The following is a 23,299-nucleotide window of genomic DNA, read 5'->3' as shown; positions in this document are numbered from 1 at the left end:
GCTGCAATTCGTTATCGTGATACACATCGAAATGAAGTGGAAGACATTGTTGCTTTAGATATTGCGTTAAGACGTAATGATCAGCAATGGGTTGAAACCTTGCCCGAAGAGTTGGAGCAGGCGATTATACATAAGTTGTATTATGGTCATTTTTTATGTCATGTCTTTCATCAGGACTATATTATTAAAAAAGGCGTAGACCCGTTGGCGATGGAACATCAAATGTGGTCATTGCTTGATGCACGTGGGGCAGAGTATCCTGCAGAGCATAATGTTGGGCATTTATATGTGGCGAAGCCTGCCTTAAAGCAGCATTATCAAAAATTGGATCCGACCAATTGTTTTAATGTGGGCATTGGGCATAGCTCTAAATTAAAAGCTTGGCGTTAAATAAGGATGAAAACTGAGCAGTGAAACTGATTCTAAGGAAAGATGGATATGTTTAAGTTAGATAGCAAACTGCTACAGATTTTTTACTATGTATATAAATTAAAAAATGTGTCTGCAGCAGCAGATGCATTGGGCATGAGTCAGCCTGCGGTTAGTAACTGTTTAAATAAAATTCGTCAGCATTTTAATGACCCATTATTTTTAAGGGTTGGCAATGAAATGTTGCCTACAGAGTTGGCGAAACAGATTTTTTCACCGATTAGTGAAATTATTAATAAAATTGAAACGGTCAATAATTTTAAAGTCGATTTTGATCCGACACATTCCGATCAATTATTTACCTTGGCAATGACCGATGTTTCGCATTTGGTTTTATTGCCAAAACTGACCAAGTTTTTAAAAAAATATGCACCTTCAGTGCGGATTAAAATTCGTCCTATTACCCGTGAAACCAGTTATCAAATGGCAAATGGTGAAATTGATTTTGCGATTGGTTTTTTACCTGAGTTAGAGCAGGGTTTTTATCAGCAGCAATTATTTTTACAATATTATGTGGTGATTAGTCGTAAAGATCATCCACGTATTTGTGAAAAAAGTTTAGATGTTGAAGCTTATATTCGTGAATCGCATGTCGATGTAGATACCAGTATAGGTCACTACCATATTGAAAATGAATTAAGCAATCGTGGTTTAAGACGTAATATTCTAATGAGTATCCCAAGTTATTTAGGGGTCGGTTTAATTGTGCAAGAAACCGATATGATTGCGACAGTGCCTTATTATTTAAGTGAGGTGTTATTGGCACGCGGGAATTTACAAGTAGTGAGTGCGCCTTTGAATTTTCCAACCTATCCTGTACGACAATATTGGCATACGTCTTGTCATCACCAAACCAGTCATCAGTGGTTAAGAAAAGTGATTTTTGATTTGTTTAGTCAGCATCCTTAATTAATCGTATTTAAAGTAAAATTTTTATAATTTTTTAAATTATCATTCGCTAATTCCCTCATCTTCAAAAGAGCAGGCTAGGCTGAGGGAATTAGTGATTCTTTTTTATAAGGCAATAAAACTAAATTTCTGCCCACGATTTTGATTGCAGCTATACATTTTCATTTTTCCATTATAAATATCTAAACATTTGCCTGTATCTGCACTACGAATACGCTGACCATCGAGATACCATTTTTGGTTACTTTGTCCATTACAGGTATAAGCAATTACTTCAGCACCATCATGTTTCTGTTTTCCTGCTACATCTAGACATTTACCTTGCACGGTAATGCTTTGATCAGGATGGAAAATAAAATGCTGATTGGTACCATCATGACAATGTGAAGTCTGAATGGAACGTTGATTACTGCGACTAAAATCTACGCAGCGACCATCATAGGTTTTAATTTTGACTTTTTGTTGCCATGTTTGTGCAGGATAAGGCATAGGTGTTGGCATATAAATGGTTTGTTGTGCAGGACGTTCTATAGGTGTACTTGCTGGAATTTGAGGTTGAATGACGATATTGGGAATCTGCCCCGATGCTGTTCCGTCAACTACAATACATGCTGTTAAAAGTGAGCAACTGCTTATAGTGAAAAGTGTCTTAAACATAAGAGAAAACAATTTATTTATTAGGTGGATAGGATAAATTTAAAGCATGGAATAAATATTTATTTTTTGTAATTTTGTGTGTAATTGACCAAAAAATTTTATCTAATAGACACGGTTTTCAGCAAAAAATAAGAACGAAAAATTCAAGTTGTCATTATTTGTTATTAGTCGGTGCATTGTAAGGACGTGTGTGGTAGAAATTGTCTTTAGAGGATATATTTCTGATTTAGGTGGTGGTCAGCAACAAACGAACTATCTAATTTGTGCAATTGAACATCAAAAATAGACAACTAAAATTCAACTGTATTACTTTTAAATTATGTGATTGAGTTGTAAAATTATGTGTTAAAATTGGCGCTTGTCACAGTTTTTGAATTTTTGGGGTAGGAACTGTTGAAACATTTTTTACTAAGACTCGGATTGGATCTGCGTAAACTTATTTTAATTTCGACAGTTTTAAGCGTATCTAGCTTATTTGTTGTCAGTGTATTTATTTTGAATTATGCAATTAAACAACAATTAATTCAAAATTCACTTTCAGTGAATGAAAAGTATGCAGAAAAAATTGCGACCAATGCCAATCAGCATTTTACTGATATGTTAAAAGAATTAGAATATAGTGCTAAAGTATTAGAGAAAAATTTTTATAATATAGATGTAAGAAAATCTGAAGTAGAGCGTTTAAAGAATCAGTCTGATAACTTTAATAGTGTTTTAATTGTGGGTGAAAATAAGCATGTTTTGGCATTTGCACCCAGTAGTTTGAATTTTAATTTCGGTCAAGATTATAATTCATTGGGTATAATAGAGTCAACTGAAAAAAAGAAAACTTATATTTCTACACCCTATTGGTCTGTAAAAAATAATCTTTTGGTCATGATGTCTCAGCCTGTTTATAATGGCAAAGATAATTATTTAGGGATGATCAGTGGTACGATTTATTTACAACGGAAAAACTTATTAAATACAATGCTGAATACACAATATGACTATAAAAAAAGTTATATGTATGTGATTGATCAACATAACCGTATTATTTTTCATCCAGATAAAAATCGTATTGGTGAAAAAATTATCAACAATACGGGGTTGGATTATATTAATCAGCATAAAAATGGCTCAATCCGTTTAAAAAATAGTTTAGGTATAGATAATTTGGCAGGTTTTGCACATATTCCAAGTGTAAATTGGATTGTGGTTTCTCAGCAGCCGACAGAGGATTTACTTGCACAAGCCAATACCTTGATTTTAAAAGTATCGGTTGGAATCTTTATTTTTTACTTATTTATTTTCTTATTGGTTTGGTATATCTCAAGCTTTATTTCTTCACCTTTGAACCGCTTGGCACGTATGGCAAGTATGCTGAATCAGGCTGAAATTCAAGATAAAATTAAAGAAGTCGATCCGTGGTATTTCGAGGTATTAAAGTTTAGAACCTCATTATTACTCAGTTCGGAAACCTTTAGTCATCGGATTGCGGAGTTAAAGCATCACGTCAATACTGATCCATTGACAGGTTTATATAACCGTCGTGGGATGCAATTATTTTTAAATGAGTTGGTCAAAACCCGAACTGAGTTTGCAGCATTGTCTATTGATATTGATTTCTTTAAGAAAGTTAATGATCACTATGGGCATGATCAAGGTGATATGGTACTGCAAACGCTCGCCCAAATAATGCAAACTAATTTTAGGGATCATGATATTTGTTGCCGTTCTGGGGGCGAAGAGTTTTTAGTGCTGATGACGACTGCCGACCCAAGTGTGGCATATAAAGCTGCGGAGCGTTTAAGAACGACCATGCAACAAACCAATATTAATGGTATGGGTGAAATTACCATCTCAATTGGTATCGCATTTTGGTTTAAAGATGCAGAGGATATTTCTGAAGTGCTTAAACTTGCAGATAATAAATTGTATGAAGCCAAACATGCTGGGCGGAATTGCACAAAGTCTACGGCTACATGAGAATTTGGATAGATTCCTATTCAGCTAACACAGAGGCATGCGATGGAAAAAGATCAAGATCCCACGATTGTGGTTGAAGACAGTCCTGAACAAGAAAAATATGAACTTCTGAAAGAAAAGCTGAAATACAAACAAGCGGAGCGCGAAAACTCTAAAAAGATTGATCATAAACAAGTACGGCTGAATATTCAGGCCGATGCCTTGCCAAGCAAAACCTTTTTTATAATGAATGCTTTGGCAGCTATTATTGCAGGCTATGGTTTATTGTCTAATTCAGCTGCAGTGGTGATTGGTGCAATGCTGGTTGCGATGATGCTTGGTCCTATTTCAGGTATGGCTTTAGCATTTATTGATAATCGATGGTTGTTTTTTAAAACAGCATTTAAAACCTTAGTTTTAGGTGTGTCGATGATTGTCAGTATTGGCATCATTTTAGGTCTTATCAATATTAACTTACCTATCACCCATGAAATTCTGTCTAGAACTCAGCCTACCATTATGGATTTAATGATTGCACTTGCGGGTGGTGCAGCAGGGGCATTTGCAGCCGTTTCACCACGTCTGTCTGTGGCTGTTGTTGGCGTTGCAGTTGCGACTGCTTTGGTACCGCCGCTGGTTGCAAGTGGCATATTAATTGCGCATCTGGAATGGAAACATGCAGCAAATGCTCTGCTGTTGGCACTGACCAATATTGTTGCTATTCAAATTAGTTCTTCACTGGTGTTATGGGCAGCTGGTTTTAGACGCGGTTCAGATGAAGAAGTAAATAGCACAGTAATTGAATTTATTAAAAGAAATATCGTGAGTCTTTTAGTACTTTTTGCGCTGGGTATCTATTTAAGCTTTAACTTTATGATGATGTTAAATAAACAGATGTATGAACATCAGGTAGAAAGCTTGATTGAAAGTCAATTTAATCAACATAATAATTTGATTGATACGGTGCAGTTTGATCGGCGTAAAGAGATGACTTTAATTCGCGTAGTCTTGCGTGGAGATATAGCGCCAAAACCTCAACAGATTTCTGCATTGAATCAAAAATTAGCACAAGACCCACGTGGAAAACCAAGTGTGGTTCAAGTGCGCTTTATTCCTGTGCAAATTATTCAAGCCAAAGAAAGTCCTGATTTTGATATTAAGCAAGTTGAAGCCGAGCAATTGATACAACCTTAGATTCAACAATAAGAAATTGATGGTATTTACAGCTTACTTTAGATGGAGTCTTATTATTCAATAGGGCACTCATAATGTTACATATTACACAGATTTAATTTAATAGTCTCAAAAGGTTATATTTAAGCCAATTTTAAGCTAAGTGACTTAACATCGGATTTATTTCAAATCAGATTCACTATGCTTCCACGCTCTCCTTACAAAGGCACTTCTGGTTTACAACGGATTTTGAATGCCACAGGCTATTCTTTGGCAGGCTTTAAAGCCGCCTTTCAAAATGAAGCGGCATTTCGGCAAATCATTCTGATTAATTTACTGCTGATCCCGCTCAGTTTTTTCATGCCTGTCAGTCGTGTTGAACAAGTGCTCATGATTGTGGTGTGTTTACTTGCCATCATTGTCGAACTGATTAACTCTGCTATTGAAGCCGTGGTCGATCGTGTTTCGATGGAGCAACACCCCTTGTCTAAAAATGCCAAAGATATGGGCAGTGCAGCGCAATTTGTTGCTTTGGCAATTATCACATTGACTTGGGGCGCATGCCTGATTCCTGCTTAATCCTTCAAAAAAGCATAAGACAGACTTTAAAATAGATAGTGAGTTGAGTAATCCTCATGCGGCATCAGCATTCAAAATTTTTACTTCTTCAAGCAATTTTACTCCTTCTGAGTTTGCTGATATTGCTCAATTTTTTTAGCGTTGCAGGCACGCTAGATTTACACCTAATTCAACCTTTTATAGATGCACATGCAGAATTTCCACTGCGACAAAATTGGGCATTGGCTGAATTAAATCATCGTTATGTCAAATATATCCTGATTGCAGTATATCTGAGCTATTTGCTGGCTTGGTTGCTGTCTTTCAGATTTCAAAAATTACGTGCTCGTCGTTGGGAGTTTGGCTATTTCTTTTGGATGGCGGTGATTTCAACCAGTGTGATTGCAATACTTAAATCGCAGTCGGCACATGCTTGCCCGTGGGATATGAGCATTGCCACAGCGCATGGCGTTTGGTGGGATTTAAGTGCAACGGCAGGGCATTGTTTTCCTGGTGGGCATGCCTCAAGTGGTTTTGCTTTATTGGTAGGGTATTTTGTTTATCGGGTTGCTCAACCTAAACGTGCTTATTTTTTCTTAATTGCAGCATGTATTTTAGGCATGGGGATGGGCTGGGCGCAAATGATGCGCGGGGCACATTTTTTTAGTCATAATCTTTGGACAGGCTGGATTACTTGGTGTTTGAATGTGGTTGCCTATGCATTCTTGGCGCATAAATTGCACACTCAAAATCTAACTTAAAACCCGATCTTAACGCATCGGAAATTTAACCTGCACACATAAACCACCTAAACTGGCACTTTTAGAAAACTCTAAACTTGCACCTAAGCGTTGGGTGGCTTTATCTACAATAGATAAACCTAAACCACTACCAATTTCCGCATGGTTATGAATACGGTAAAAACGCTGTCGAATTTGATTGAATAGTGCGGGGTCAATGCCTGCACCACTGTCTTCAATTTGCAAAATTGCATGTTGTTCTTGCTGAAAAATAGTCACATTAATCACGCCTTGTTTGGGGGTATATTTAATCGCATTATCAATTAAATTATAAATAATGGAATGCAAAGCAGAACTTTGTCCATGAATATTCAACTCTTGGCGTTGTTCGACACCTAAATCAATATCTTTTTGCAATGCCAATTGAATGAGCTGTTCCACACAGGCAATGGTCATTTGATTTAAAGATAGAGCTTGATCGCTTTCAATTAGACTATCTGAGGCATCTTGCTTGGCTAAGCTTAATAACTGATTGACCAAATGCTGTAAACGCAAAACCCCTTGGCTTAAATTATTGAGAGCATCACTATGTGGAAATTGCTGCAATAAAATTTGTACTTGTAAATTAAGTGCGGTGAGCGGGGTACGTAACTCATGTGCAGCATCGGCAACGAACTGGCGCTGTTCCTGCTGTGCGGCAGAAATTCGCGTAAATAACTGATTCATTTCCTGAATCGTGGGTGCAAGCTCGACAGGATAATCCAACATGTGAATCGGGCTGAGATCCTGCGCTTTACGACGTGCCAATTCGCTTTTAAAGTCATTGAGCGGTTGGAAATTATGACGAATGAGCCAACCCAAAGCCAAAAGGGCAAAGGGTAAAAATAGCGCGTAAGGAATAAACATATTTGCCGCTAATTCTAAAGCTAAATATTGGCGCACAGAGTTTTGCTGGCTAATTTGAATTTGTAGATTTTCCTGCGGCAAAATATAGGTATGCCACAGTCCAGATTCAGTTTGATGATTATAAAACCCTGGTTTTTCTACGGGTTGTAGCAACACATCTTGAGGGTGTAATTGTGTTGTAGCATCGTCATATGACCAAATATCGACAAATAAGTCTTCTTCGCTATATCTCTGATTTAAATTGATTTGGCTCTGTGTAGGTTCAGGATGGTTCGCTGCAATGCGTTCTGCCAAACTTTGCATTTGTGCATCTAAAATTTCATTCATTTCTTCTAGGGCAATTCGATACGCTGCAAATACCAAAACGCAGCCCAACATGACACTAAAGATAGAAACATAAACAATCAGACGTTTTTGCAAAGAGTAGGATTGCATTAAATTTGCCCTAAACGGTAGCCCAAACCACGAATGGTACGAATAAAGTCCTTGCCAAGTTTGGCGCGTAAATGGTGAATATAGACTTCAATGGTGTTGCTGCTGACTTCACTGTCAAAATCATATAATTTATCTTCTAAATTACTTTTAGAGAAAATTTTATTAGGGTGGCTGACCAAAGCCATTAAAATTGCCCATTCACGATTCGACAATTCGATATATTCACCTTTGAATTTTGCCAAATGTTGTTCGGTATCTAAGACTAAATCGCCATAACTTAAAATATATGCGGTATCGTTTACAGGATTTTGTGCGCCGCTACGTCTGAGCAGGGCATAAATTCGCGCCAGTAATTCATCAAATTCATAGGGTTTAATTAAATAATCATCTGCACCCTGATTTAAACCATCCACCCGTTGTTGCAATTGATCACGCGCAGAAATAATCAGCACGGGCAATTGTGGATGTAACTGGCGAATGTTTTTTAATACCTGCATGCCGTCCATCATGGGTAAGCCTAAGTCCAGCAACACCAACTGGATATCTTGCTGCTCTAATTGCTTTAAGCCATCAATCCCGTTGTTCACCCAAGTAACATCAAATTGCTGTAACTTGAGCAAGGTTTGGGTCGATTCTGCAATCATAAAATCATCTTCAATGATTAATATTTTAGGCATGTGATGACTCGTGCTGCGGTTGAGTGGTAGATGGGGCAGAACATTGATTCAGCATATCATTTTTCGGATCAATCACTTGGCTTTTTACATCTAGTAAGCTCAATAAACTTGGGAAAAGATTGTCCTGACTCAATGCTGTTTGGCGTTGTGCTTTTAAGCAATTCACTTGCGCAGCATTTTGTTGTTGCCAAGTTTCTGAAAACCACATCAGCATCGGTACATGAGTTTGTTGAGTGGGTGCCATAGAATACGGTGCGCCGTGTAAATATAAACCATGTTCGCCTGTCGATTCTCCATGATCAGACAAATACCAAAAACTTGTTTGATAGTTTTTTTGTTGCTCTAAAGTTTGAATCAACTGACTTAAAACATGGTCGGTATAGACAATCGAGTTGTCATAGGTATTGCGTAAGGCATCGGCACTGCAACCCTGAATCGCATTGCTGTTACACGTCGGTTGGAAGGGTTGATAAGCTACGGTTGAGCGTTTGAAATAAGCAGGTCCATGACTGCCCATTTGGTGCAAGATAATTAAATGTGAACGTCTGTCTTTCGGGTCAAGCTGAGCAAGATAAGCCTGTAAACTGTCCACTAAAATTTCATCTAAACATTCACCGCTAGCATCACACCATTTTTGTTTTAGCGCTGCAGGAATTTGATATTGCTGCACCCGATCACAGGCACCTTTACAGCCTGAATTGTTATCAATCCAAGTGACTTGATAACCTGCACGCTGAGCAATATCCAGTAATCCTTCACGGTGACTTGCCAGTTGTTCATCATAATTTTGGCGTGGCATCCCCGAGAACATGCACGGCACAGAAACAGCCGTGGCTGTACCACAAGAGCTGACTTGAGTGAAATTAATCACAGGCAGCTTAGAGAGTTCAGGGTTGGTATTTTTTGCGTAGCCATTCAGCGAGAAGCTTTCGGCACGTGCAGTTTCACCAACCACCAACAGCATAATTTTGGGTGCTGTGCCTGTTTGCGCACGTTGAATTAAATGTGCATCTTCACCATAGCGCAGCAGCGGCAAATTCTGTTTGGGTGCTTTCTTTTTATAATACGATAGACTAGAGGCAATCGCATTTTGTGGAGAAAGCATGCCTTTTAAATCACGATGCTCGCGGAAGATTGCAGCATAATCCACATAAAAACAGAACAATAAACCCAAAATCAGCACAATCGAAACTACACTGCCTAAAGTCTTTTGCAGTAATTGACGGGCAAAATGAGTCGGCTGAATTTTAACAGACCACACCAAGACCAATGGCAGTAGCACAAACAGCACACTCCAAACCACCAAGCGCACTGACCAAAGATCACGTACTTCACGTACATCGGTTTGCAGCATATTTTGAATTTGGTCTGCGGTAATCACCACACCTAAACTATTGACAAAATAAGCGCTGAATCCACCGACTACAATCAAAATACTTGCTAATATTTTGGCATTCCAACGCCAGTTCAGCCATTGCAGCAATAGGTTATACGCCGATATGATCACGATCACGGTTGCGCTCAATAAGCCTATGGCTTTAATGCCCTGATAAGGCGTGAATTGTTGAATTTTCTCATAAAATCCATAGTTCAATACCAAGCCTAACCATAAGGCAAGCAGCAGATTGAAATAGAATAATGAAATTGGTTTTTGCCAAAAGCGCAGTTGGGCAAAGAAAGACGGAGCAAGTGGTGATTGGGGCTGTTTAGACATCGTCAATGATTCAAAAGACCTTAAGATGCTTTAGCTTAAAATTTGAAACTTAAAACTGACTTAAAATTGTGGGCTGAATCTGTTGTAGTTTTATTTGATTAACTTTGAAGATAGAAGTTTTAGAGATATAAACTTTGCATGGATAAGCTGTTCATTCATGTTATTTCTGAAGCTTGCCCTATCTCTGAACATATTTTTATCCAAAGATAGGGCAGATTTTTATACTGAGTTTTCTAGATTTTAAGCCATAGCGACATGGAACATTGAACCAATCCACGCACTGAATACCATGGCGACAATACCCCAGATCATGACACGCAATGCACCTTTCCACATACTTGCGCCACCGACATAGCTGGCAAGCGCACCCATAACCCCTAGACTGATTACACCGACCAACATCACGCCTTTGTCTAACAGATGTTCAGGTAAGAGTAAAATAGACACCAACGGGAATAATGAACCTATAGTAAATGCCAATGCCGATGAAAAAGCTGCCATAAATGGCTGCGCTGAGGTGTGTTCTAAAATACCAATTTCGTCACGGGCATGGGCATCTAGAGCATTGTGAGCAGTCAGTTGTATGGCAACTTGTTCTGCCAATTCGGCATCTAAACCACGAATCATATAAATATTGGTGAGTTCTTTTAGTTCATGCTCTGGATTGAGTTTTAATTCGCGTGCTTCCATCGCAAGGTCATTTTGTTCAATGTCTTGTTGAGATTTCACCGAAATATATTCACCTGCTGCCATAGAAGCAGCGCCCGAAATTAAGCCTGCAATACAGGTAATTAACAATGTTTGAGAAGATGCACCACTGGCTGCCATCCCCACGACCAAACTGGTCACAGAAATGATCCCATCGTTCGCACCCAATACTGCAGCACGTAACCATCCAGACCGTTCAATATAGTGTTTTTCGAGGTGGTAAGAATGTGGCATAGATCAAACTCTCTTGTTATTCAATTTTCGTTTATTGATGTGTGATATAGCATAAATCATTCTAAAAAATTTATCGTTTAAAAATGAGAGGTATTTCACAAAATAGATGAAGTCGTAATGTGGTTTTTGAGTTTGAGCTTGGAGTTTTTTATAAAATTTCCTTAAATTTCAACCTTTAAATGCCTTAAAAAATGATCAATAGCTTGTAAGATGATAAAAGAGATTGATTCAATCAGGCTTGCAAGTAAATAGGAAATATCGTGATGTCTTTTCAGAATATTGTCGTACCTATAGTGAGCGAAGTCAGTCTAAAAACCATTCATCGGTTGGGTGCAGGGTAAAGTATGCCTAAATTATCTCGTGACTTAGTATCACCAGACGTATTTGACTTAAAGTCATTTATTTCTCCTCGCATTAGGGGTAGATGTCGCACTTGCAGAAGTCATACGTGGACACGGTACAATTTATGATGCAGAAGTCTGTGATGCTGCGGTTCGTTTAATTAATGAAAAAGGGTATGAATTACCGCGCTAAAATATGCGTAATGAATAGTGCTAAAACTTGATTGTTGTGCAGTTTATCGGAGAGATTCTTAAAAAGTGTTAAATTTATCTCGTAAATTATATAGAATGCTCACTAATTCAAATTGTGTTTATATATAATACGCTCCCATAAAGTAACAGATATTCCAAGTTTCCCCCCACACTTCCCCAAAGTGTGAGTTTTTTTATGCTATGTATTAAAAAGATAGGGATGTAGATTTCCTAAGTTAAATTTAAGCTGACAGATACAACAATGGTTTCTAACAAGTGGATAACTGTCAGGTCTTGTTTGAATGGGGGAAGCTTAATTCCAAATCACTTCCCCAATTCAATATCTTTCAAAATCACACAATCTGCCTGTTCATCGCCAGAGCAATGATCTGCAGAGCTTTGCAACCAGTTCGCCATTTCCTGTAATTGCGTAATCTTCTGTTTTAAGGTTTCAATATGTTTAAGCGTGAGTTGCTTCACTTCTGCACTTTGTCGGTCAGCATTTTTCCATAAACCTAGCAATTCTTTCATTTGCTCAGAAGAAAACCCCAAATCCCGTGCATGCTTAATAAAAGACAAAGTTTTTAAATCTTGCTCAGAATAAATCCGATAACCCGAAGCAGAGCGTTTGGCGGTATCCAGTAAACCAATTTGCTCATAATAACGAATCATTTTGCTGGAAATACCCGATAGCTTAGAGGCTTGACCAATATTCATGTGACTTCTCTCATAAAAAGGGCGTAGAGCAATCTTCTAAACCCTTTTGTATGTTGCATTTAAATCTGTGCTGCTTGGAAATATTTTAAACGGAGCGCATTACCCAATACAAACACTGAAGATAATGCCATCGCGCCCGCAGCAAAAATAGGCGAGAGCAAAATACCTGCAAACGGGTATAGCACGCCTGCAGCAATTGGAATCAAGGCAATATTATAAATAAATGCCCAAAACAGATTTTGACGAATATTGCGGATAGTGGCTTTACTCAAAGCAATTGCATTGGGCACACCTTGTAAATTGCCCGACATCAATACAACTTCGGCTGCTTCAATCGCAACATCTGTACCTGTACCAATCGCAATTCCAACATCGGCTTGTGCCAAAGCAGGGGCATCATTAATACCATCACCCACAAAAGCCACACGTCCAAATTGCTGTTGTAATTCACGTACAACATCGACCTTGCCTTCAGGTAAAACCTCGGCCACCACATGATCAATCTGTAAACGTGCAGCAATTGCCTGAGCCGTATGTCGGTTATCTCCCGTAATCATCGCCACTTTTAAACCCAGTTGATGCAACGCCGCAATAGCAGCAAAAGTCGTGTCTTTAATTGGGTCTGCAACGGCAACAATGGCTGCCAGTTGTTGATCAATCGCCATATAAATGGGTGTTTTGCCTTCTTGTCCTAAACGTGCAGCTTCTGCGTTAAAAGCGCTAACATCTAGCCCAATTTGCTGCATATAGCGGTCTGCACCAATCTGAATACGCTGACCATCCACCCCTGCTTCAATACCTGAACCTGTGATGCTGTCAAACTCGGTCACAGGCAGTAAATTGACTTGCTTTTTTGTTGCGGCTTGCACAATGGCTAATGCAATAGGATGCTCAGACTTCGCTTCTACCGATGCCAAAAGTGCAAAGACCTGATCTGCATCAAAACCCGATTGCACATGAAAATCGGTTAATGTTGGTTTGCCTTCGGTGAGCGTTCCTGTTTTATCCACCGCGACCACTTTAACATCTTGCAAAAGCTGCAAAGCTTCGCCTTTACGAAACAGCACGCCCATTTCTGCGCCACGACCTGTTCCCACCATAATTGAAGTCGGTGTGGCTAAACCCATCGCACATGGGCAGGCAATAATTAGAACAGCGACTGCATTGACTAAACCAAAGGTTAGGGTAGGTTCTGGGCCAAAAATAAACCACACAATAAAAGTAAGTGCAGCCAATAACATCACGGCAGGTACAAACCACATGGTCACTTTATCCACCAAGGCTTGAATAGGTAATTTAGAGCCTTGCGCTTGTTCGACCATACGAATAATTTGCGCCAACACCGAAGCTTCACCAATGGCAGTAGCACGAATATTTAGTGTGCCATTTTGGTTGATGGTACCGCCTACAACTTGATTGCCCACTTGTTTTGCCACAGGAACAGGTTCACCTGTAATCATCGATTCATCTATATAACTATGACCTTCGACTACTTCACCATCTACAGGAATACGTTCACCCGGGCGGATTTCGACAATGGTATTGGAACTGACTTCTGCCACAGGTACTTCAATGATTTGACCATCTCGATGAATACGCGCAGTTTTGGCTTGCATACCAATTAAATGCTGAATGGCTTGTGAAGTGCGACCTTTGGCTTTGGCTTCGAAATAGCGCCCTAGCAAAATTAAACTGACAATCACTGCCGCAGCTTCATAATAAACATGCACTGTGCCTTCTGGTAAAAGCTGTGGCATAAATGTCGCTACCAATGAAAAACTGTATGCAGCCAAAGTTCCCACAGCCACCAAAGAGTTCATATCAGGCGCAAAACGTAACAGCGCTGGAATCCCTTTTTGATAAAAACGACGTCCTGGTAACAGCAGCACCAATGTGGTTAAAGCAAATTGAATCAACCAACTTTGTTGTTGCCCAATATTGTGCATCACCCACATGTGAAAGGCGGGAATCATGTGTGAGCCCATTTCCAGAATAAATACAGGCAAGGCTAAAATCAGTGAAATTACTAAATCACGTTTCAGTTGTTGCTGTTCCAGATTCTTTTTATCGTGTTGTTCGTTAGAGTCGTGTTGCAGCAGTTTGGCGTCATAACCTGCTTTTTGAATCGCTCGAATCAGGTCTTGGCTAGAAACTGTGGCATTCGGTTGAATCCATGCGCGTTCAGTCGCCAAATTGACATTGGCTTGTTCTACACCAGACACTTTCTTTAAGGCTTTTTCGACACGTGCTACACACGAGGCACAGGTCATGCCATCAATAGACAGTTCTATTGGTTGAATGGCAGCTACATCAAAACCTGCACGTTGCACTGCCTTAATGAGCAGTGCACGGTCTAAAGGTTGCGATGCGTGAATCAGTGCTTTTTCTGTTGCAAGATTCACTTCAGCTTTTTCTACACCATCGACTTTTTTTAAGGCTTTTTCGACACGCCCGACACATGAGGCACAGGTCATGCCTTCTATAGACAAAGTTTCCTGATAGGGAGAGGCATTTGGGTGTTTTGCGTCCATGGTCGTCTCTATAATTTGGAGGATGTGTTTAGCATATAGATTGACACGATGGTAAGGTCAAGTAAATTTTAGCCCAAAATAGGCTTGACCTTGCCAGCATGGTAAGCTTTAAACTACAGTTCAACAAAGGCAGAAGTGTGGAGTTCGCAATGAAACTATTGATTGAAAATATGACTTGTGGCGGTTGTGCACGTGGTGTCACGGCAACCATTCAAGATGTTGATCCTGCTGCAAAAGTTGAAGTCGATTTAGCGACTAAAATTGTGACCGTGGAAAGCACTGCAACTGTAGATCAAATTACGGCTGCATTGGCAGAAGATGATTTTCCTGCACAAGTTCAATAAAACTGCATCATCTAAGAAGCTCCAATGTGTGAGCTTATCGTAAGGTCAATTGGTCAACTGACGAATTGACCTATTTTTTTGCCTGCCGATTTTTTCTCGTTGTTTTTTGATGTGACCAACTGAATACATTTTGATCACGAAGATGCTAAACCAAGCCAATCAGAAGCTGAGATTTTCTAACTTCAAGCTGAGTTTCATTCATTCAGGGCTGAAATCTGCTGAATGAACTATGTGCTGTCCTCTAAAATATACTCTTCAATATTTATCGGAATAAAAATATTTTTTGGTTTTAACTTGTTGTTATTGAAATATTTATTTTAATTTTTAAATTTAAGGGATAACAGAAAAACCATCATTTTTAGATGTTTTGCTGCATATTTTAAATTAAGGTGAATAAAATTCACTTTGGACTGAGGTTAAATCATTTTTATTCACTTTGTCGTTCCAGTATAAATACCCTCATTCAGAAATTTTAACTTTTTAAATTTGGGTAGTAGATCATCATGACAAAGCCATTCACCTGTTCAATTAAACGTATTCGTTTTGACGAAAACTATGAACCTGCTAACAACACGCGTTTAACCACCAATTTTGCAAATTTGGCGCGTGGTGAAAGCCGTCAGGAAAATTTACGCAGAACTTTAGCGATGATCAATAATCGTTTTAACTCGCTGGCATCTTGCGATAACCCAAAAGGTGATCGTTATTCGCTTGAAATCGACATTATTTCTGCAGAAATTGATATTGAAGGAAATGGCAAAACTTTTCCATTCATTGAAATGCTAAAAAGTACGATCACAGATCATCAAACAAATGAACGTATTGAAGGCATGATTGGCAACAGTTTTTCATCGTATGTTCGTGATTATGATTTTAGTGTGGTCTTGCCAGCATTAGGCTGCAAAGTAAATGAAAAGCCTGAAAGTTTTGGTGATTTACATGGCAAGCTTTATCAGCATTTGGTCAGTTCAGCAGTGTTCCAAGCTGAGTTTCAAAAACAACCTGTGATTTGCCTGAGCGTATCAACCACAAAAACTTATTATCGTACGACCAATGTGCATCCTGTCTTAGGCACAGAATATAAAAATGATGAATATTCACGTACCGATGACTACTTTGAAAAAATGGGTTTAACTGTGCGTTACTTCAAACCTGAAAATAGCAATGCACCGCTTGCGTTCTATTTTTCTGGTGATTTACTGCGTGATTACACAGATTTTGAGTTGATCAGTGCCATCAGTACTATGGAAAGTTTCCAGAAAATTTATCGTCCTGAAATTTATAACACCAACTCACCTGCAGGCGAGGTCTATCAGCCAAGTTTGAATTATCAGGATTATTCATTAACCCAAGTTGTATATGACCGTGTTGAGCGAGGTCAGTTGGCAGTCAAGCAGGGCAAATGGACTGAAGAAAACTTTATCAAGCCTTATCAAGATATTCTTGAACAATGGGCTGCCAAGTTCGTGCCGCTGCATGCTGCCAATCAAGAACGTGTTGCTTAACTTAAAATACAGATAGAAGATTCAAAATGGCTATTTTATTACCGACCTCAACGGCTGGCAGCTTACCTAAACCTTCGTGGCTCGCAGAACCTGAAAAGCTTTGGTCAGCGTGGAAATTAACAGGGCAAGAATTACTGGACGCAAAACAAGATGCGCTGCGTCTATCACTGCATGAACAACAGCAAGCAGAGATTGATATTGTGAGTGATGGGGAGCAAACCCGTCAGCATTTTGTCACCACCTTTATTGAACACCTTGAAGGTGTCGATTTTGAAAAACGTGAAACAGTCAAAATTCGTGATCGTTATGATGCCAGTGTCCCTTCTGTGGTGGGTGCAGTTTCTAGGCAAAAACCAGTCTTTGTTGAAGATGCCAAATTCCTGCGTTCACTGACAGATCAACCCATCAAATGGGCGCTGCCTGGTCCTATGACCATGATTGATACTTTATACGATGCGCACTACAAGAGCCGTGAAAAACTGGCGTGGGAATTTGCCAAAATCCTGAATCAGGAAGCGCGTGAACTTGAAGCAGCAGGCGTGGATATCATCCAGTTTGATGAACCTGCGTTTAATGTGTTTTTTGATGAGGTGAATGACTGGGGCGTGGCAACATTAGAGCGCGCGTTAGAAGGTTTGAAATGTGAAACAGCCGTGCATATTTGCTATGGCTATGGCATTAAAGCCAATACCGATTGGAAAAAAACACTCGGCTCAGAATGGCGTCAATACGAAGCAGTTTTCCCAAAACTACAGCAGTCTAATTTGGATATTATCTCACTGGAATGTCACAACTCACGTGTTCCGATGGATTTGCTTGAACTTATCCGTGGTAAAAAGGTGATGGTGGGTGCGATTGATGTCGCAACGAATACGATTGAAACAGCCGATGAAGTTGCAGATACATTGCGCAAAGCATTGCAATTTGTCGATGCTGACAAGTTGTACCCATCGACTAACTGTGGAATGGCACCATTGAGTCGTCAGGTTGCACGAGGCAAGTTACAGGCTTTGGCTGCTGGTACGAAGATTATTCGCCAAGAATTATCTAGTTAAGCGTTCGATCAGGCGAAGTGAATTCAAGCCAAGTGAATTTAAGTTAAGTGAATCAGGGATGCTTTTTCAGGCAAAAAGCATCCTTTGAACTTTCTAAAAAAGTTGAGTGTTGGAATACGGTGATGGTTAAAGCAACAGACTTCAAAAATGCAATGTCTTTCTTATCAAGTGCAGTCAATGTAGTGACGACAATGGGAGATGCAGGACGTCATGGTTTTACTGCATCTGCGGTATGTAGCGTGACAGATACACCGCCAACATTATTGGTGTGTATGAATAAATCATCGCGTTCACATCTCAGTTTTTTAGAGAATAAAGTGCTGTGTGTGAATGTGCTAAATGCAGAACAAGAACATCTTTCCAATGCATTTGCCTCATCAAAATTGAGTTCCGATGAGCGTTTTAAGCAGGCTGAATGGGCTGCTTTGGAAACGGGCGCTCCTATATTAAAAAATGCATTGGTCAGCTTTGATTGTGAAATTTCGCAAATTCAAGAAGTGGGGACGCATACTATTTTTATTTGCCCAATAGTTGCCATTCAAAAAAATCAACAAGATCAGGCGTTGGTTTATTTTAATCGTCACTATCATCAAGTTGGTGAAACTGAGTTTGTTTAATTCGCTATAAAATATTGCAATATGCGATAATCAGTTTATACTTGATTTATAGCAAAATGCGATAAAATATTATGCATGTGATCACCCACGCTAGAATTATAGAGGCAATGCACAAGTGGCCACAGGCTGAAACAGCACTCGATGGTTGGTATCGAATTATTAAGGCAAATGATCCGAAAGACTTTGCCGAAATGAAGCAGTTATTTCCAGCAGTTGATAAAGTTGGAAAGTTTCATGTATTCGATATTGGTGGGAATAAGATTCGACTTATTGCTGTTGTGATGTATCAGACAAAGCGTGTGTATATTCGTCATGTGTTATCCCATAAAGAATATGACAAAGGTCATTGGAAGGAGGATTAGTATGAACGCAATGATTAAACAGGCTGTAGATCACTGGCACTACGTTGCTCCTTTGCTGAGTAAACCAGAAAATGAAAAAGATTTTCATGCACTTGTCGAGGCTTTAGATGAGCTTTTAGATATTGTTGGTGATGATGAAACGCATCCTTTAATGGGGCTGATTCATCAACTCGGTGACTTGGTTTCTGTTTATGAAAATGAACACCTGCCTATTCCTCATGGAGATGGTCGTGCTGCTTTAGCTTTTTTGATGGCGCAACATGGATTAGGTCAATCTGACTTGGCAGAGGTTGCAACTCAATCTGTGATTTCGGAAATTTTAAGCGGCAAACGCCAGTTGAATATTCGTCATATTAAAGCGCTGTCTGAGCGGTTTAAGGTTTCTGCTGATACATTTTTCTAAACGATTTTATATTTTTTAGACATTTTATTTTTAGATATTTAAAAATAAATAGCTCCGAAGATGCCGCTGCATGTCGTTACCCTGAACCCGAAAAAGTTCAAGGCGGACGCGACGCATACTTGCTGGGTTTCCCATACTAGATGGGCATACGCTCTAAATATGCAGAACACAATCCTAAGATTTAAGTATCGGCAGGGATATAGACTCGCTGGCGAACACCTCAGAGTTAGAATTAGTATAACTCATCTCAGTTGCTTGGCAACTCATGTTCACGAATTAACTGTAAAGATAGAGCTTGTTTGCATAGCCTTTATGCAAACTTAAGTCAAAAAAAAGACACTTAAGTAAGGGCTTCAACTTCTTGCAAAATGGTGCTGAGTAAACGCTCACAATGCTCATAATGCTGCAAAGATTTATTCATAGAAAGAACCTCTTGCATCAACTCTAAAGCCACCACAATAATCAGTTTGCTCGGTTCCATATTGGGCGCTTTACGACGAAACTCATCATAGCGTTCATTCAATAATTGTGCTGCACGCTCTAAATCTTCTCTTTTTTCTTCAGTTGTGGCTAAACGGAAACTATGTCCTAAAACACGTAAATCAATTGGAATTTGAACTGACATATTAACCTTCCTCGCTCACTTCGGCAGGGTGGGCAAGTTGTTGAATTTCTTGCGCATGATGATCTTGAGCTGTACCTAAAATTGCAAGACGCTGAATAATAGCTTCAACTTTGGCTTTTGCATGCTCATTTTTTTGTAACAATCTTTCACGTTCTTGTTTGAGTGTCTGAATTTCATGCTGATTTAAACGCTGATCATTCAGCATTTTTTCTTTTAAAATGCGTAATTCATTGCGTTCAGCCAAAATTTCCTGAAAGCGGTTTTTCAAATCAGTACAGCTTTTTTCCAAACGACTGTAACGATCTGCCAATGCTGTCGCATCTTGATTTAACTGCTGTAATTGCGCTTGCGTGCTGCTTAATTGCTCAGTCAGATTCTCAATTTCATCTTGCTTGGCAGTAATGATGCCGTTTCTTTGAACAATTTGAGCATGATGCTGTTCCTCAGCAGTTTGCTTGGCTGTGCTGAGGGCGGTATTTTCACTTTCATAATGATCAATTCGTGTTTTTAAAACACCAATATGCGCTTGTAGACGCTGTAATTCTTCTAACATATCGTGGTCGCACAGTATTGCAAACAAAGGTAATATATACGAAGTATAGAGATTGGATAAACGAATGCAAGACGATATTTCAGGTTGGTCGGAATGGTTCCGCAATTTTTCTAACATTGAAGAAATTTCAAGCCCAAGTGAGTTACATGGCTTGCTGACAGGTATAGTTTGTGTGACAAATGCACCAACTGAAACCGAGTGGCAGCAGATTTTAGAAACCCTCAATGTGCCAGAATTAGAGCCAGCCGCACTGTCACTTTTAACCGATGAATCGGAAGATGTCGCACATGCTTTGTCTGAAGATGAGTTAGATTATCTGCCGTTATTGCCAGATGATGAACATCTTTTACAAGAACGTGTGCAAGCTTTGGCAGATTGGTGTGCAGGCGTCGTGCTTGGGTTTGGTTTAGCTTCTGGGCATATTCGTTCAGATGAAATTGAACTGATTGAGCATTTACAAGATGTCGCTGCGGTTGAATTTGAAGATTCAGACAATGACGAAGAAGGCGAAGAAAGCTATCAGGAATTATATGAATTTGTACGTTTAATTCCTGTGAGTTTATCTGTAGGACGTAAAAAAGTACCAGTAGAAGAAAGCTCTTTATTGCAAAACTTACATGCTAAGTCGCGTCAACAAACTGCACAAACCACACAAAACGCAAGTGCTGTTGTTGAAATGTTTACGCCACACCGTCCGAGTTAATCGGGCGTTGTGTGCCTAAGTATGTCGGTGTAAGGTGCTTTAAGTCATTACAACAATCATATTTTCATCATTTTATATATGTAGACCGTATTTATGAAAAAACTGACTCAAGTCGAATTTAAAGAACGTCGTGATCAACTTGCAGAACTGATGGGGCCCAATAGTGTCGCAATTATTGCAACCAGTCCTGTGGCAATGCGTAATCGTGATGCAGATTATAAATATCGTGCCGACAGCAGTTTTTTCTATTTAACAGGTTTTGCTGAACCTGAAGCAGTTGCGGTGATTGAAACCTATGAATCAATTGATGAAGGTTATACCTACACGTTGTTCTGCCGTGAACGTAACCGTGAAATGGAAATCTGGAATGGTTATCGCGCAGGTTTAGAAGGTGCAATTGAGCTGTTTGAGGCAGATGAGTCTTTTGCAATTGCGCAATTAGATGCAGAAATCATCGCCAAAATTGTCAATAAAGACACGTTGTACTATCGCTTGGGGCATCAGACTGAATTTGATGTACGTGTTGCGGCATGGAACCAACAAGCTGATGCACAACATCGTCAAGGCAATACTGCACCTGCCAAAATTGTTCAGTTAGATCGTTTGCTGGATGAAATGCGTTTGCATAAAACTGAGTCTGAATTGGAACTGATGCAAATTGCTTCAAATATTAGTGCAGAAGCACATACTCGTGCCATGCAAACAGTAAAAGCAGGCATGATGGAATATGAGCTAGAAGCTGAACTGAATTATATTTTTGGTAAAAATGGCTGCGTACCTGCCTATAACAGTATTGTCGGTGGTGGTGAAAATGCCTGCATTTTGCATTACGTTGAAAATGATAAAGTGCTTAAAGATGGCGATTTAGTCCTGATTGATGCAGCCTGTGAATATCAGTGCTATGCCTCAGATATTACCCGTACTTTTCCCGTGAATGGTCAATTCAGTCCAGAACAAAAAGCACTGTATAACATTGTATTGGATGCGCAAATTGCAGCAATTCAAGCTGTACAAATTGGTAACTCCTATAAAGAACCACACCATGTTGCGGTGCGTATTTTGGTGCAAGGTTTGCTTGATCTAGGCATTATGCAGGGCAATTTAGAAGAAATTATTGCTTCGGAAAGTTATCGCCAGTTTTATATGCACGGTACAGGGCATTGGTTGGGCATGGATGTGCATGATGTCGGCAGCTATAAACACGGTGAAGACTGGCGTGTTTATGAAGAAGGTATGGTGGTGACCGTTGAACCGGGTCTATACATTGCACCCGATGATGAAACGGTAGATGCTAAATGGCGTGGTATAGGTATCCGTATTGAAGATGATATTGTTGCGACTGCGAACGGGCCATTGAATCTGACTTCAAAAGTGGTGAAAACCGTAGAAGAGATTGAAGCATTGATGGCAAAAGCTAAATCTGCTTAATTGGGTCTAATCAAAGCTGGTCAAGTGATCAGCTTTTTTATTAGAAAGCGCGTGTAAATTTTGAGTATGTAAATAATTTTTAGTCTTTGATCCGCTTTTTTGCTTCATCATAAACAATGTTATCAGCACGCTTTCCAACGGTAATGAGCAAAATAACGACCTGATCATCCTTGACCTGATAAATAAGTCGGACACCCGCTTTTAATAATTTGATTTTATAGCAGCCAGCAAGATCACCTTTAAGCATGTTCTTTGGAATATGTGGCTGCTCAATGACTTTGGCTAATTTTTTCTTGAATTGGTCGCGGATAGCACTCGGAAGCTTTTCCCATTCTGCAGTGAAGTCCTTGTGACGTAAAAGATTATAAGTCATCTAATGTGACTTCCTCGAACATCTCTTTAGGATCATTCATGCGTTTACGGACAAGTGCCAATAGTTCAGCATCTTCTTCTGAAAGCAACGCTTTCTGTACTGGAAGCTTTCCAGTCGTTGCCACATATTCAAGAATATTGGTAAAGAAATCGGTAGGTGAGATACCTTGTTCTTTAAGGATTGAATAAGATTTTTCTTTAAGGGCTTCATCGACCCTGAAATTAACAGTAGCCATCACTTCTCTCAGTTATTGAATGTATGGAAATATTGTAATGCAATATGCATTACAAAGATAGTTTGTATAATAACCATTATGTGAGATCATTTTTATCGTTGAGCTTATTCTAAAATCAATCATCAGCCATCAATAATACTAAGTAACCCCAGTTACGGATAAGCTAAAGATTTAATCACATGAATTTTAGGCTTATTCTTTTGGCAAAGTTGATACGCACATAGTGAA

24 protein-coding genes, 1 other RNA gene and 1 pseudogene are annotated in these 23,299 nt (G+C 39.3%); 14 read left to right on the top strand and 12 right to left on the bottom strand.

Annotation, left to right across the window (positions count from 1 at the left end; all coding sequences use genetic code 11):
* Together F947_RS01365 and F947_RS01360 are read left to right on the top strand one after the other, a co-directional pair.
* Nucleotides 1-390, top strand: a pseudogene (locus tag F947_RS01365) (D-lactate dehydrogenase); the annotation flags it as partial.
* A 48-nt stretch (nt 391-438) separates the two neighbouring features.
* Complete coding sequence (locus tag F947_RS01360; protein WP_004970549.1) at nt 439-1,338, top strand: LysR family transcriptional regulator; 900 nt, start codon at nt 439-441, stop codon at nt 1,336-1,338.
* Nucleotides 1,339-1,443: 105 nt separating this feature from the next.
* On the opposite strand, the gene F947_RS01355 is transcribed toward F947_RS01360, so the two are convergent.
* Complete coding sequence (locus F947_RS01355; RefSeq protein ID WP_004970547.1) at nt 1,444-1,995, bottom strand: ricin-type beta-trefoil lectin domain protein; 552 nt, start codon at nt 1,993-1,995, stop codon at nt 1,444-1,446.
* Between the two features lie 393 nt (nt 1,996-2,388).
* Here F947_RS01355 and F947_RS01350 point away from each other — a divergent pair, with 393 nt between their 5' ends.
* The 4 genes from F947_RS01350 to F947_RS01335 all read left to right on the top strand — a co-directional run bounded on the left by F947_RS01350 (nt 2,389) and on the right by F947_RS01335 (nt 6,434).
* Complete coding sequence (locus F947_RS01350; protein WP_004970545.1) at nt 2,389-3,963, top strand: sensor domain-containing diguanylate cyclase; 1,575 nt, start codon at nt 2,389-2,391, stop codon at nt 3,961-3,963.
* 42 nt (nt 3,964-4,005) lie between these two features.
* Nucleotides 4,006-5,136, top strand: coding sequence for a TIGR00341 family protein (locus F947_RS01345; RefSeq protein ID WP_004970544.1), 1,131 nt, complete (start codon nt 4,006-4,008; stop codon nt 5,134-5,136).
* Between the two features lie 180 nt (nt 5,137-5,316).
* Entirely contained in the window at nt 5,317-5,694 is a 378-nt protein-coding gene (locus F947_RS01340) for a diacylglycerol kinase (RefSeq protein WP_004970542.1), read from the top strand.
* 56 nt (nt 5,695-5,750) lie between these two features.
* Entirely contained in the window at nt 5,751-6,434 is a 684-nt protein-coding gene (locus F947_RS01335) for a phosphatase PAP2 family protein (RefSeq protein WP_004970540.1), read from the top strand.
* 9 nt (nt 6,435-6,443) lie between these two features.
* On the opposite strand, the gene F947_RS01330 is transcribed toward F947_RS01335, so the two are convergent.
* From F947_RS01330 to F947_RS01305, 6 genes are all read right to left on the bottom strand, one after another.
* Nucleotides 6,444-7,754, bottom strand: a complete 1,311-nt coding sequence (locus tag F947_RS01330) for an ATP-binding protein (RefSeq protein WP_004970538.1) — start codon at nt 7,752-7,754, stop codon at nt 6,444-6,446.
* On the bottom strand, nt 7,754-8,431 hold the full coding sequence (locus F947_RS01325) for a response regulator transcription factor (RefSeq protein ID WP_004970537.1): 678 nt from the start codon (nt 8,429-8,431) through the stop codon (nt 7,754-7,756). Before F947_RS01325 ends, F947_RS01330 begins: the two co-directional genes overlap by 1 nt.
* On the bottom strand, nt 8,424-10,145 hold the full coding sequence (locus tag F947_RS01320; protein ID WP_004970536.1) for a phosphoethanolamine transferase: 1,722 nt from the start codon (nt 10,143-10,145) through the stop codon (nt 8,424-8,426). The genes F947_RS01325 and F947_RS01320 overlap by 8 nt, the downstream gene beginning before the upstream one ends.
* Nucleotides 10,146-10,385: 240 nt before the next feature.
* Nucleotides 10,386-11,087 carry a VIT1/CCC1 transporter family protein gene (locus tag F947_RS01315; RefSeq protein ID WP_004970534.1) on the bottom strand — a complete coding sequence of 234 codons (702 nt, stop codon included), beginning with the start codon at nt 11,085-11,087 and terminating at the stop codon, nt 10,386-10,388.
* An 857-nt stretch (nt 11,088-11,944) separates the two neighbouring features.
* Nucleotides 11,945-12,337 (bottom strand): Cu(I)-responsive transcriptional regulator, encoded by a 393-nt coding sequence (cueR, locus tag F947_RS01310; RefSeq protein ID WP_004970532.1) that lies wholly within the window; start codon nt 12,335-12,337, stop codon nt 11,945-11,947.
* A gap of 59 nt (nt 12,338-12,396) precedes the next feature.
* The gene (locus tag F947_RS01305) at nt 12,397-14,868 is read right to left on the bottom strand and encodes a heavy metal translocating P-type ATPase (protein ID WP_004970530.1); all 2,472 of its coding nucleotides are present in this window, start codon (nt 14,866-14,868) and stop codon (nt 12,397-12,399) included.
* A 149-nt stretch (nt 14,869-15,017) separates the two neighbouring features.
* Here F947_RS01305 and F947_RS01300 point away from each other — a divergent pair, with 149 nt between their 5' ends.
* The 6 genes from F947_RS01300 to F947_RS01275 all read left to right on the top strand — a co-directional run bounded on the left by F947_RS01300 (nt 15,018) and on the right by F947_RS01275 (nt 19,154).
* Entirely contained in the window at nt 15,018-15,212 is a 195-nt protein-coding gene (locus F947_RS01300; protein WP_004970528.1) for a heavy-metal-associated domain-containing protein, read from the top strand.
* 503 nt (nt 15,213-15,715) lie between these two features.
* Nucleotides 15,716-16,717 carry a putative oxygenase MesX gene (locus F947_RS01295; RefSeq protein ID WP_004970527.1) on the top strand — a complete coding sequence of 334 codons (1,002 nt, stop codon included), beginning with the start codon at nt 15,716-15,718 and terminating at the stop codon, nt 16,715-16,717.
* Nucleotides 16,718-16,743: 26 nt separating this feature from the next.
* On the top strand, nt 16,744-17,772 hold the full coding sequence (locus F947_RS01290) for a methionine synthase (RefSeq protein WP_004970525.1): 1,029 nt from the start codon (nt 16,744-16,746) through the stop codon (nt 17,770-17,772).
* A 122-nt stretch (nt 17,773-17,894) separates the two neighbouring features.
* Nucleotides 17,895-18,389: a flavin reductase gene (locus F947_RS01285; RefSeq protein ID WP_004970523.1), complete on the top strand. Its 495-nt coding sequence runs from the start codon at nt 17,895-17,897 to the stop codon at nt 18,387-18,389.
* 71 nt (nt 18,390-18,460) lie between these two features.
* Nucleotides 18,461-18,751, top strand: a complete 291-nt coding sequence (locus tag F947_RS01280) for a type II toxin-antitoxin system HigB family toxin (protein ID WP_004970521.1) — start codon at nt 18,461-18,463, stop codon at nt 18,749-18,751.
* Between the two features lies 1 nt (nt 18,752).
* Nucleotides 18,753-19,154: a helix-turn-helix domain-containing protein gene (locus tag F947_RS01275; RefSeq protein WP_004970519.1), complete on the top strand. Its 402-nt coding sequence runs from the start codon at nt 18,753-18,755 to the stop codon at nt 19,152-19,154.
* A gap of 47 nt (nt 19,155-19,201) precedes the next feature.
* On the opposite strand, the gene ssrS is transcribed toward F947_RS01275, so the two are convergent.
* The 3 genes from ssrS to F947_RS01265 all read right to left on the bottom strand — a co-directional run bounded on the left by ssrS (nt 19,202) and on the right by F947_RS01265 (nt 20,332).
* Nucleotides 19,202-19,384: non-coding RNA, 6S RNA (gene ssrS / locus F947_RS14145), on the bottom strand.
* A 110-nt stretch (nt 19,385-19,494) separates the two neighbouring features.
* The gene (locus tag F947_RS01270; protein WP_004970518.1) at nt 19,495-19,779 is read right to left on the bottom strand and encodes a cell division protein ZapA; all 285 of its coding nucleotides are present in this window, start codon (nt 19,777-19,779) and stop codon (nt 19,495-19,497) included.
* A 1-nt stretch (nt 19,780) separates the two neighbouring features.
* Nucleotides 19,781-20,332 (bottom strand): hypothetical protein, encoded by a 552-nt coding sequence (locus F947_RS01265; RefSeq protein ID WP_004970516.1) that lies wholly within the window; start codon nt 20,330-20,332, stop codon nt 19,781-19,783.
* A gap of 64 nt (nt 20,333-20,396) precedes the next feature.
* On the opposite strand from F947_RS01265, the gene F947_RS01260 reads away from it, so the two are divergent.
* Together F947_RS01260 and pepP are read left to right on the top strand one after the other, a co-directional pair.
* Nucleotides 20,397-21,035, top strand: coding sequence for a UPF0149 family protein (locus F947_RS01260; RefSeq protein ID WP_004970514.1), 639 nt, complete (start codon nt 20,397-20,399; stop codon nt 21,033-21,035).
* 93 nt (nt 21,036-21,128) lie between these two features.
* Nucleotides 21,129-22,463: a Xaa-Pro aminopeptidase gene (gene pepP / locus F947_RS01255; RefSeq protein ID WP_004970512.1), complete on the top strand. Its 1,335-nt coding sequence runs from the start codon at nt 21,129-21,131 to the stop codon at nt 22,461-22,463.
* A gap of 79 nt (nt 22,464-22,542) precedes the next feature.
* Here the strand turns inward: pepP and F947_RS01250 are convergent, their stop codons facing one another.
* Both F947_RS01250 and F947_RS01245 read right to left on the bottom strand, forming a co-directional pair.
* Entirely contained in the window at nt 22,543-22,836 is a 294-nt protein-coding gene (locus F947_RS01250; protein ID WP_004970510.1) for a type II toxin-antitoxin system RelE family toxin, read from the bottom strand.
* On the bottom strand, nt 22,826-23,071 hold the full coding sequence (locus F947_RS01245; RefSeq protein ID WP_004970507.1) for a type II toxin-antitoxin system RelB/DinJ family antitoxin: 246 nt from the start codon (nt 23,069-23,071) through the stop codon (nt 22,826-22,828). The genes F947_RS01250 and F947_RS01245 overlap by 11 nt, the downstream gene beginning before the upstream one ends.
* Nucleotides 23,072-23,299 lie beyond the last annotated feature (228 nt).

The sequence above is a fragment of the Acinetobacter towneri DSM 14962 = CIP 107472 genome (assembly GCF_000368785.1).
GTDB lineage: Bacteria > Pseudomonadota > Gammaproteobacteria > Pseudomonadales > Moraxellaceae > Acinetobacter > Acinetobacter towneri.
Note: the sequence above shows the minus strand (reverse complement) of the source record. Positions and strands in the feature narration are given on the sequence as shown.

What these genes read in the sequence shown, in the direction of transcription:
- F947_RS01285 (WP_004970523.1), top strand. Translation starts at nt 17,895, where the DNA reads ATGGTTAAAGCAACAGACTTCAAAAATGCAATGTCTTTCTTATCAAGT.
- F947_RS01335 (WP_004970540.1), top strand. Translation starts at nt 5,751, where the DNA reads ATGCGGCATCAGCATTCAAAATTTTTACTTCTTCAAGCAATTTTACTC.
- cueR (WP_004970532.1), bottom strand. Translation starts at nt 12,337, where the DNA reads ATGAATATTGGTCAAGCCTCTAAGCTATCGGGTATTTCCAGCAAAATG.
- F947_RS01345 (WP_004970544.1), top strand. Translation starts at nt 4,006, where the DNA reads ATGGAAAAAGATCAAGATCCCACGATTGTGGTTGAAGACAGTCCTGAA.
- F947_RS01245 (WP_004970507.1), bottom strand. Translation starts at nt 23,071, where the DNA reads ATGGCTACTGTTAATTTCAGGGTCGATGAAGCCCTTAAAGAAAAATCT.
- pepP (WP_004970512.1), top strand. Translation starts at nt 21,129, where the DNA reads ATGAAAAAACTGACTCAAGTCGAATTTAAAGAACGTCGTGATCAACTT.
- F947_RS01295 (WP_004970527.1), top strand. Translation starts at nt 15,716, where the DNA reads ATGACAAAGCCATTCACCTGTTCAATTAAACGTATTCGTTTTGACGAA.
- F947_RS01320 (WP_004970536.1), bottom strand. Translation starts at nt 10,145, where the DNA reads ATGTCTAAACAGCCCCAATCACCACTTGCTCCGTCTTTCTTTGCCCAA.
- F947_RS01290 (WP_004970525.1), top strand. Translation starts at nt 16,744, where the DNA reads ATGGCTATTTTATTACCGACCTCAACGGCTGGCAGCTTACCTAAACCT.
- F947_RS01300 (WP_004970528.1), top strand. Translation starts at nt 15,018, where the DNA reads ATGAAACTATTGATTGAAAATATGACTTGTGGCGGTTGTGCACGTGGT.
- F947_RS01305 (WP_004970530.1), bottom strand. Translation starts at nt 14,868, where the DNA reads ATGGACGCAAAACACCCAAATGCCTCTCCCTATCAGGAAACTTTGTCT.
- F947_RS01270 (WP_004970518.1), bottom strand. Translation starts at nt 19,779, where the DNA reads ATGTCAGTTCAAATTCCAATTGATTTACGTGTTTTAGGACATAGTTTC.
- F947_RS01250 (WP_004970510.1), bottom strand. Translation starts at nt 22,836, where the DNA reads ATGACTTATAATCTTTTACGTCACAAGGACTTCACTGCAGAATGGGAA.
- F947_RS01355 (WP_004970547.1), bottom strand. Translation starts at nt 1,995, where the DNA reads ATGTTTAAGACACTTTTCACTATAAGCAGTTGCTCACTTTTAACAGCA.
- F947_RS01360 (WP_004970549.1), top strand. Translation starts at nt 439, where the DNA reads ATGTTTAAGTTAGATAGCAAACTGCTACAGATTTTTTACTATGTATAT.
- F947_RS01265 (WP_004970516.1), bottom strand. Translation starts at nt 20,332, where the DNA reads ATGTTAGAAGAATTACAGCGTCTACAAGCGCATATTGGTGTTTTAAAA.
- F947_RS01280 (WP_004970521.1), top strand. Translation starts at nt 18,461, where the DNA reads ATGCATGTGATCACCCACGCTAGAATTATAGAGGCAATGCACAAGTGG.
- F947_RS01260 (WP_004970514.1), top strand. Translation starts at nt 20,397, where the DNA reads ATGCAAGACGATATTTCAGGTTGGTCGGAATGGTTCCGCAATTTTTCT.
- F947_RS01315 (WP_004970534.1), bottom strand. Translation starts at nt 11,087, where the DNA reads ATGCCACATTCTTACCACCTCGAAAAACACTATATTGAACGGTCTGGA.
- F947_RS01275 (WP_004970519.1), top strand. Translation starts at nt 18,753, where the DNA reads ATGAACGCAATGATTAAACAGGCTGTAGATCACTGGCACTACGTTGCT.
- F947_RS01325 (WP_004970537.1), bottom strand. Translation starts at nt 8,431, where the DNA reads ATGCCTAAAATATTAATCATTGAAGATGATTTTATGATTGCAGAATCG.
- F947_RS01330 (WP_004970538.1), bottom strand. Translation starts at nt 7,754, where the DNA reads ATGCAATCCTACTCTTTGCAAAAACGTCTGATTGTTTATGTTTCTATC.
- F947_RS01340 (WP_004970542.1), top strand. Translation starts at nt 5,317, where the DNA reads ATGCTTCCACGCTCTCCTTACAAAGGCACTTCTGGTTTACAACGGATT.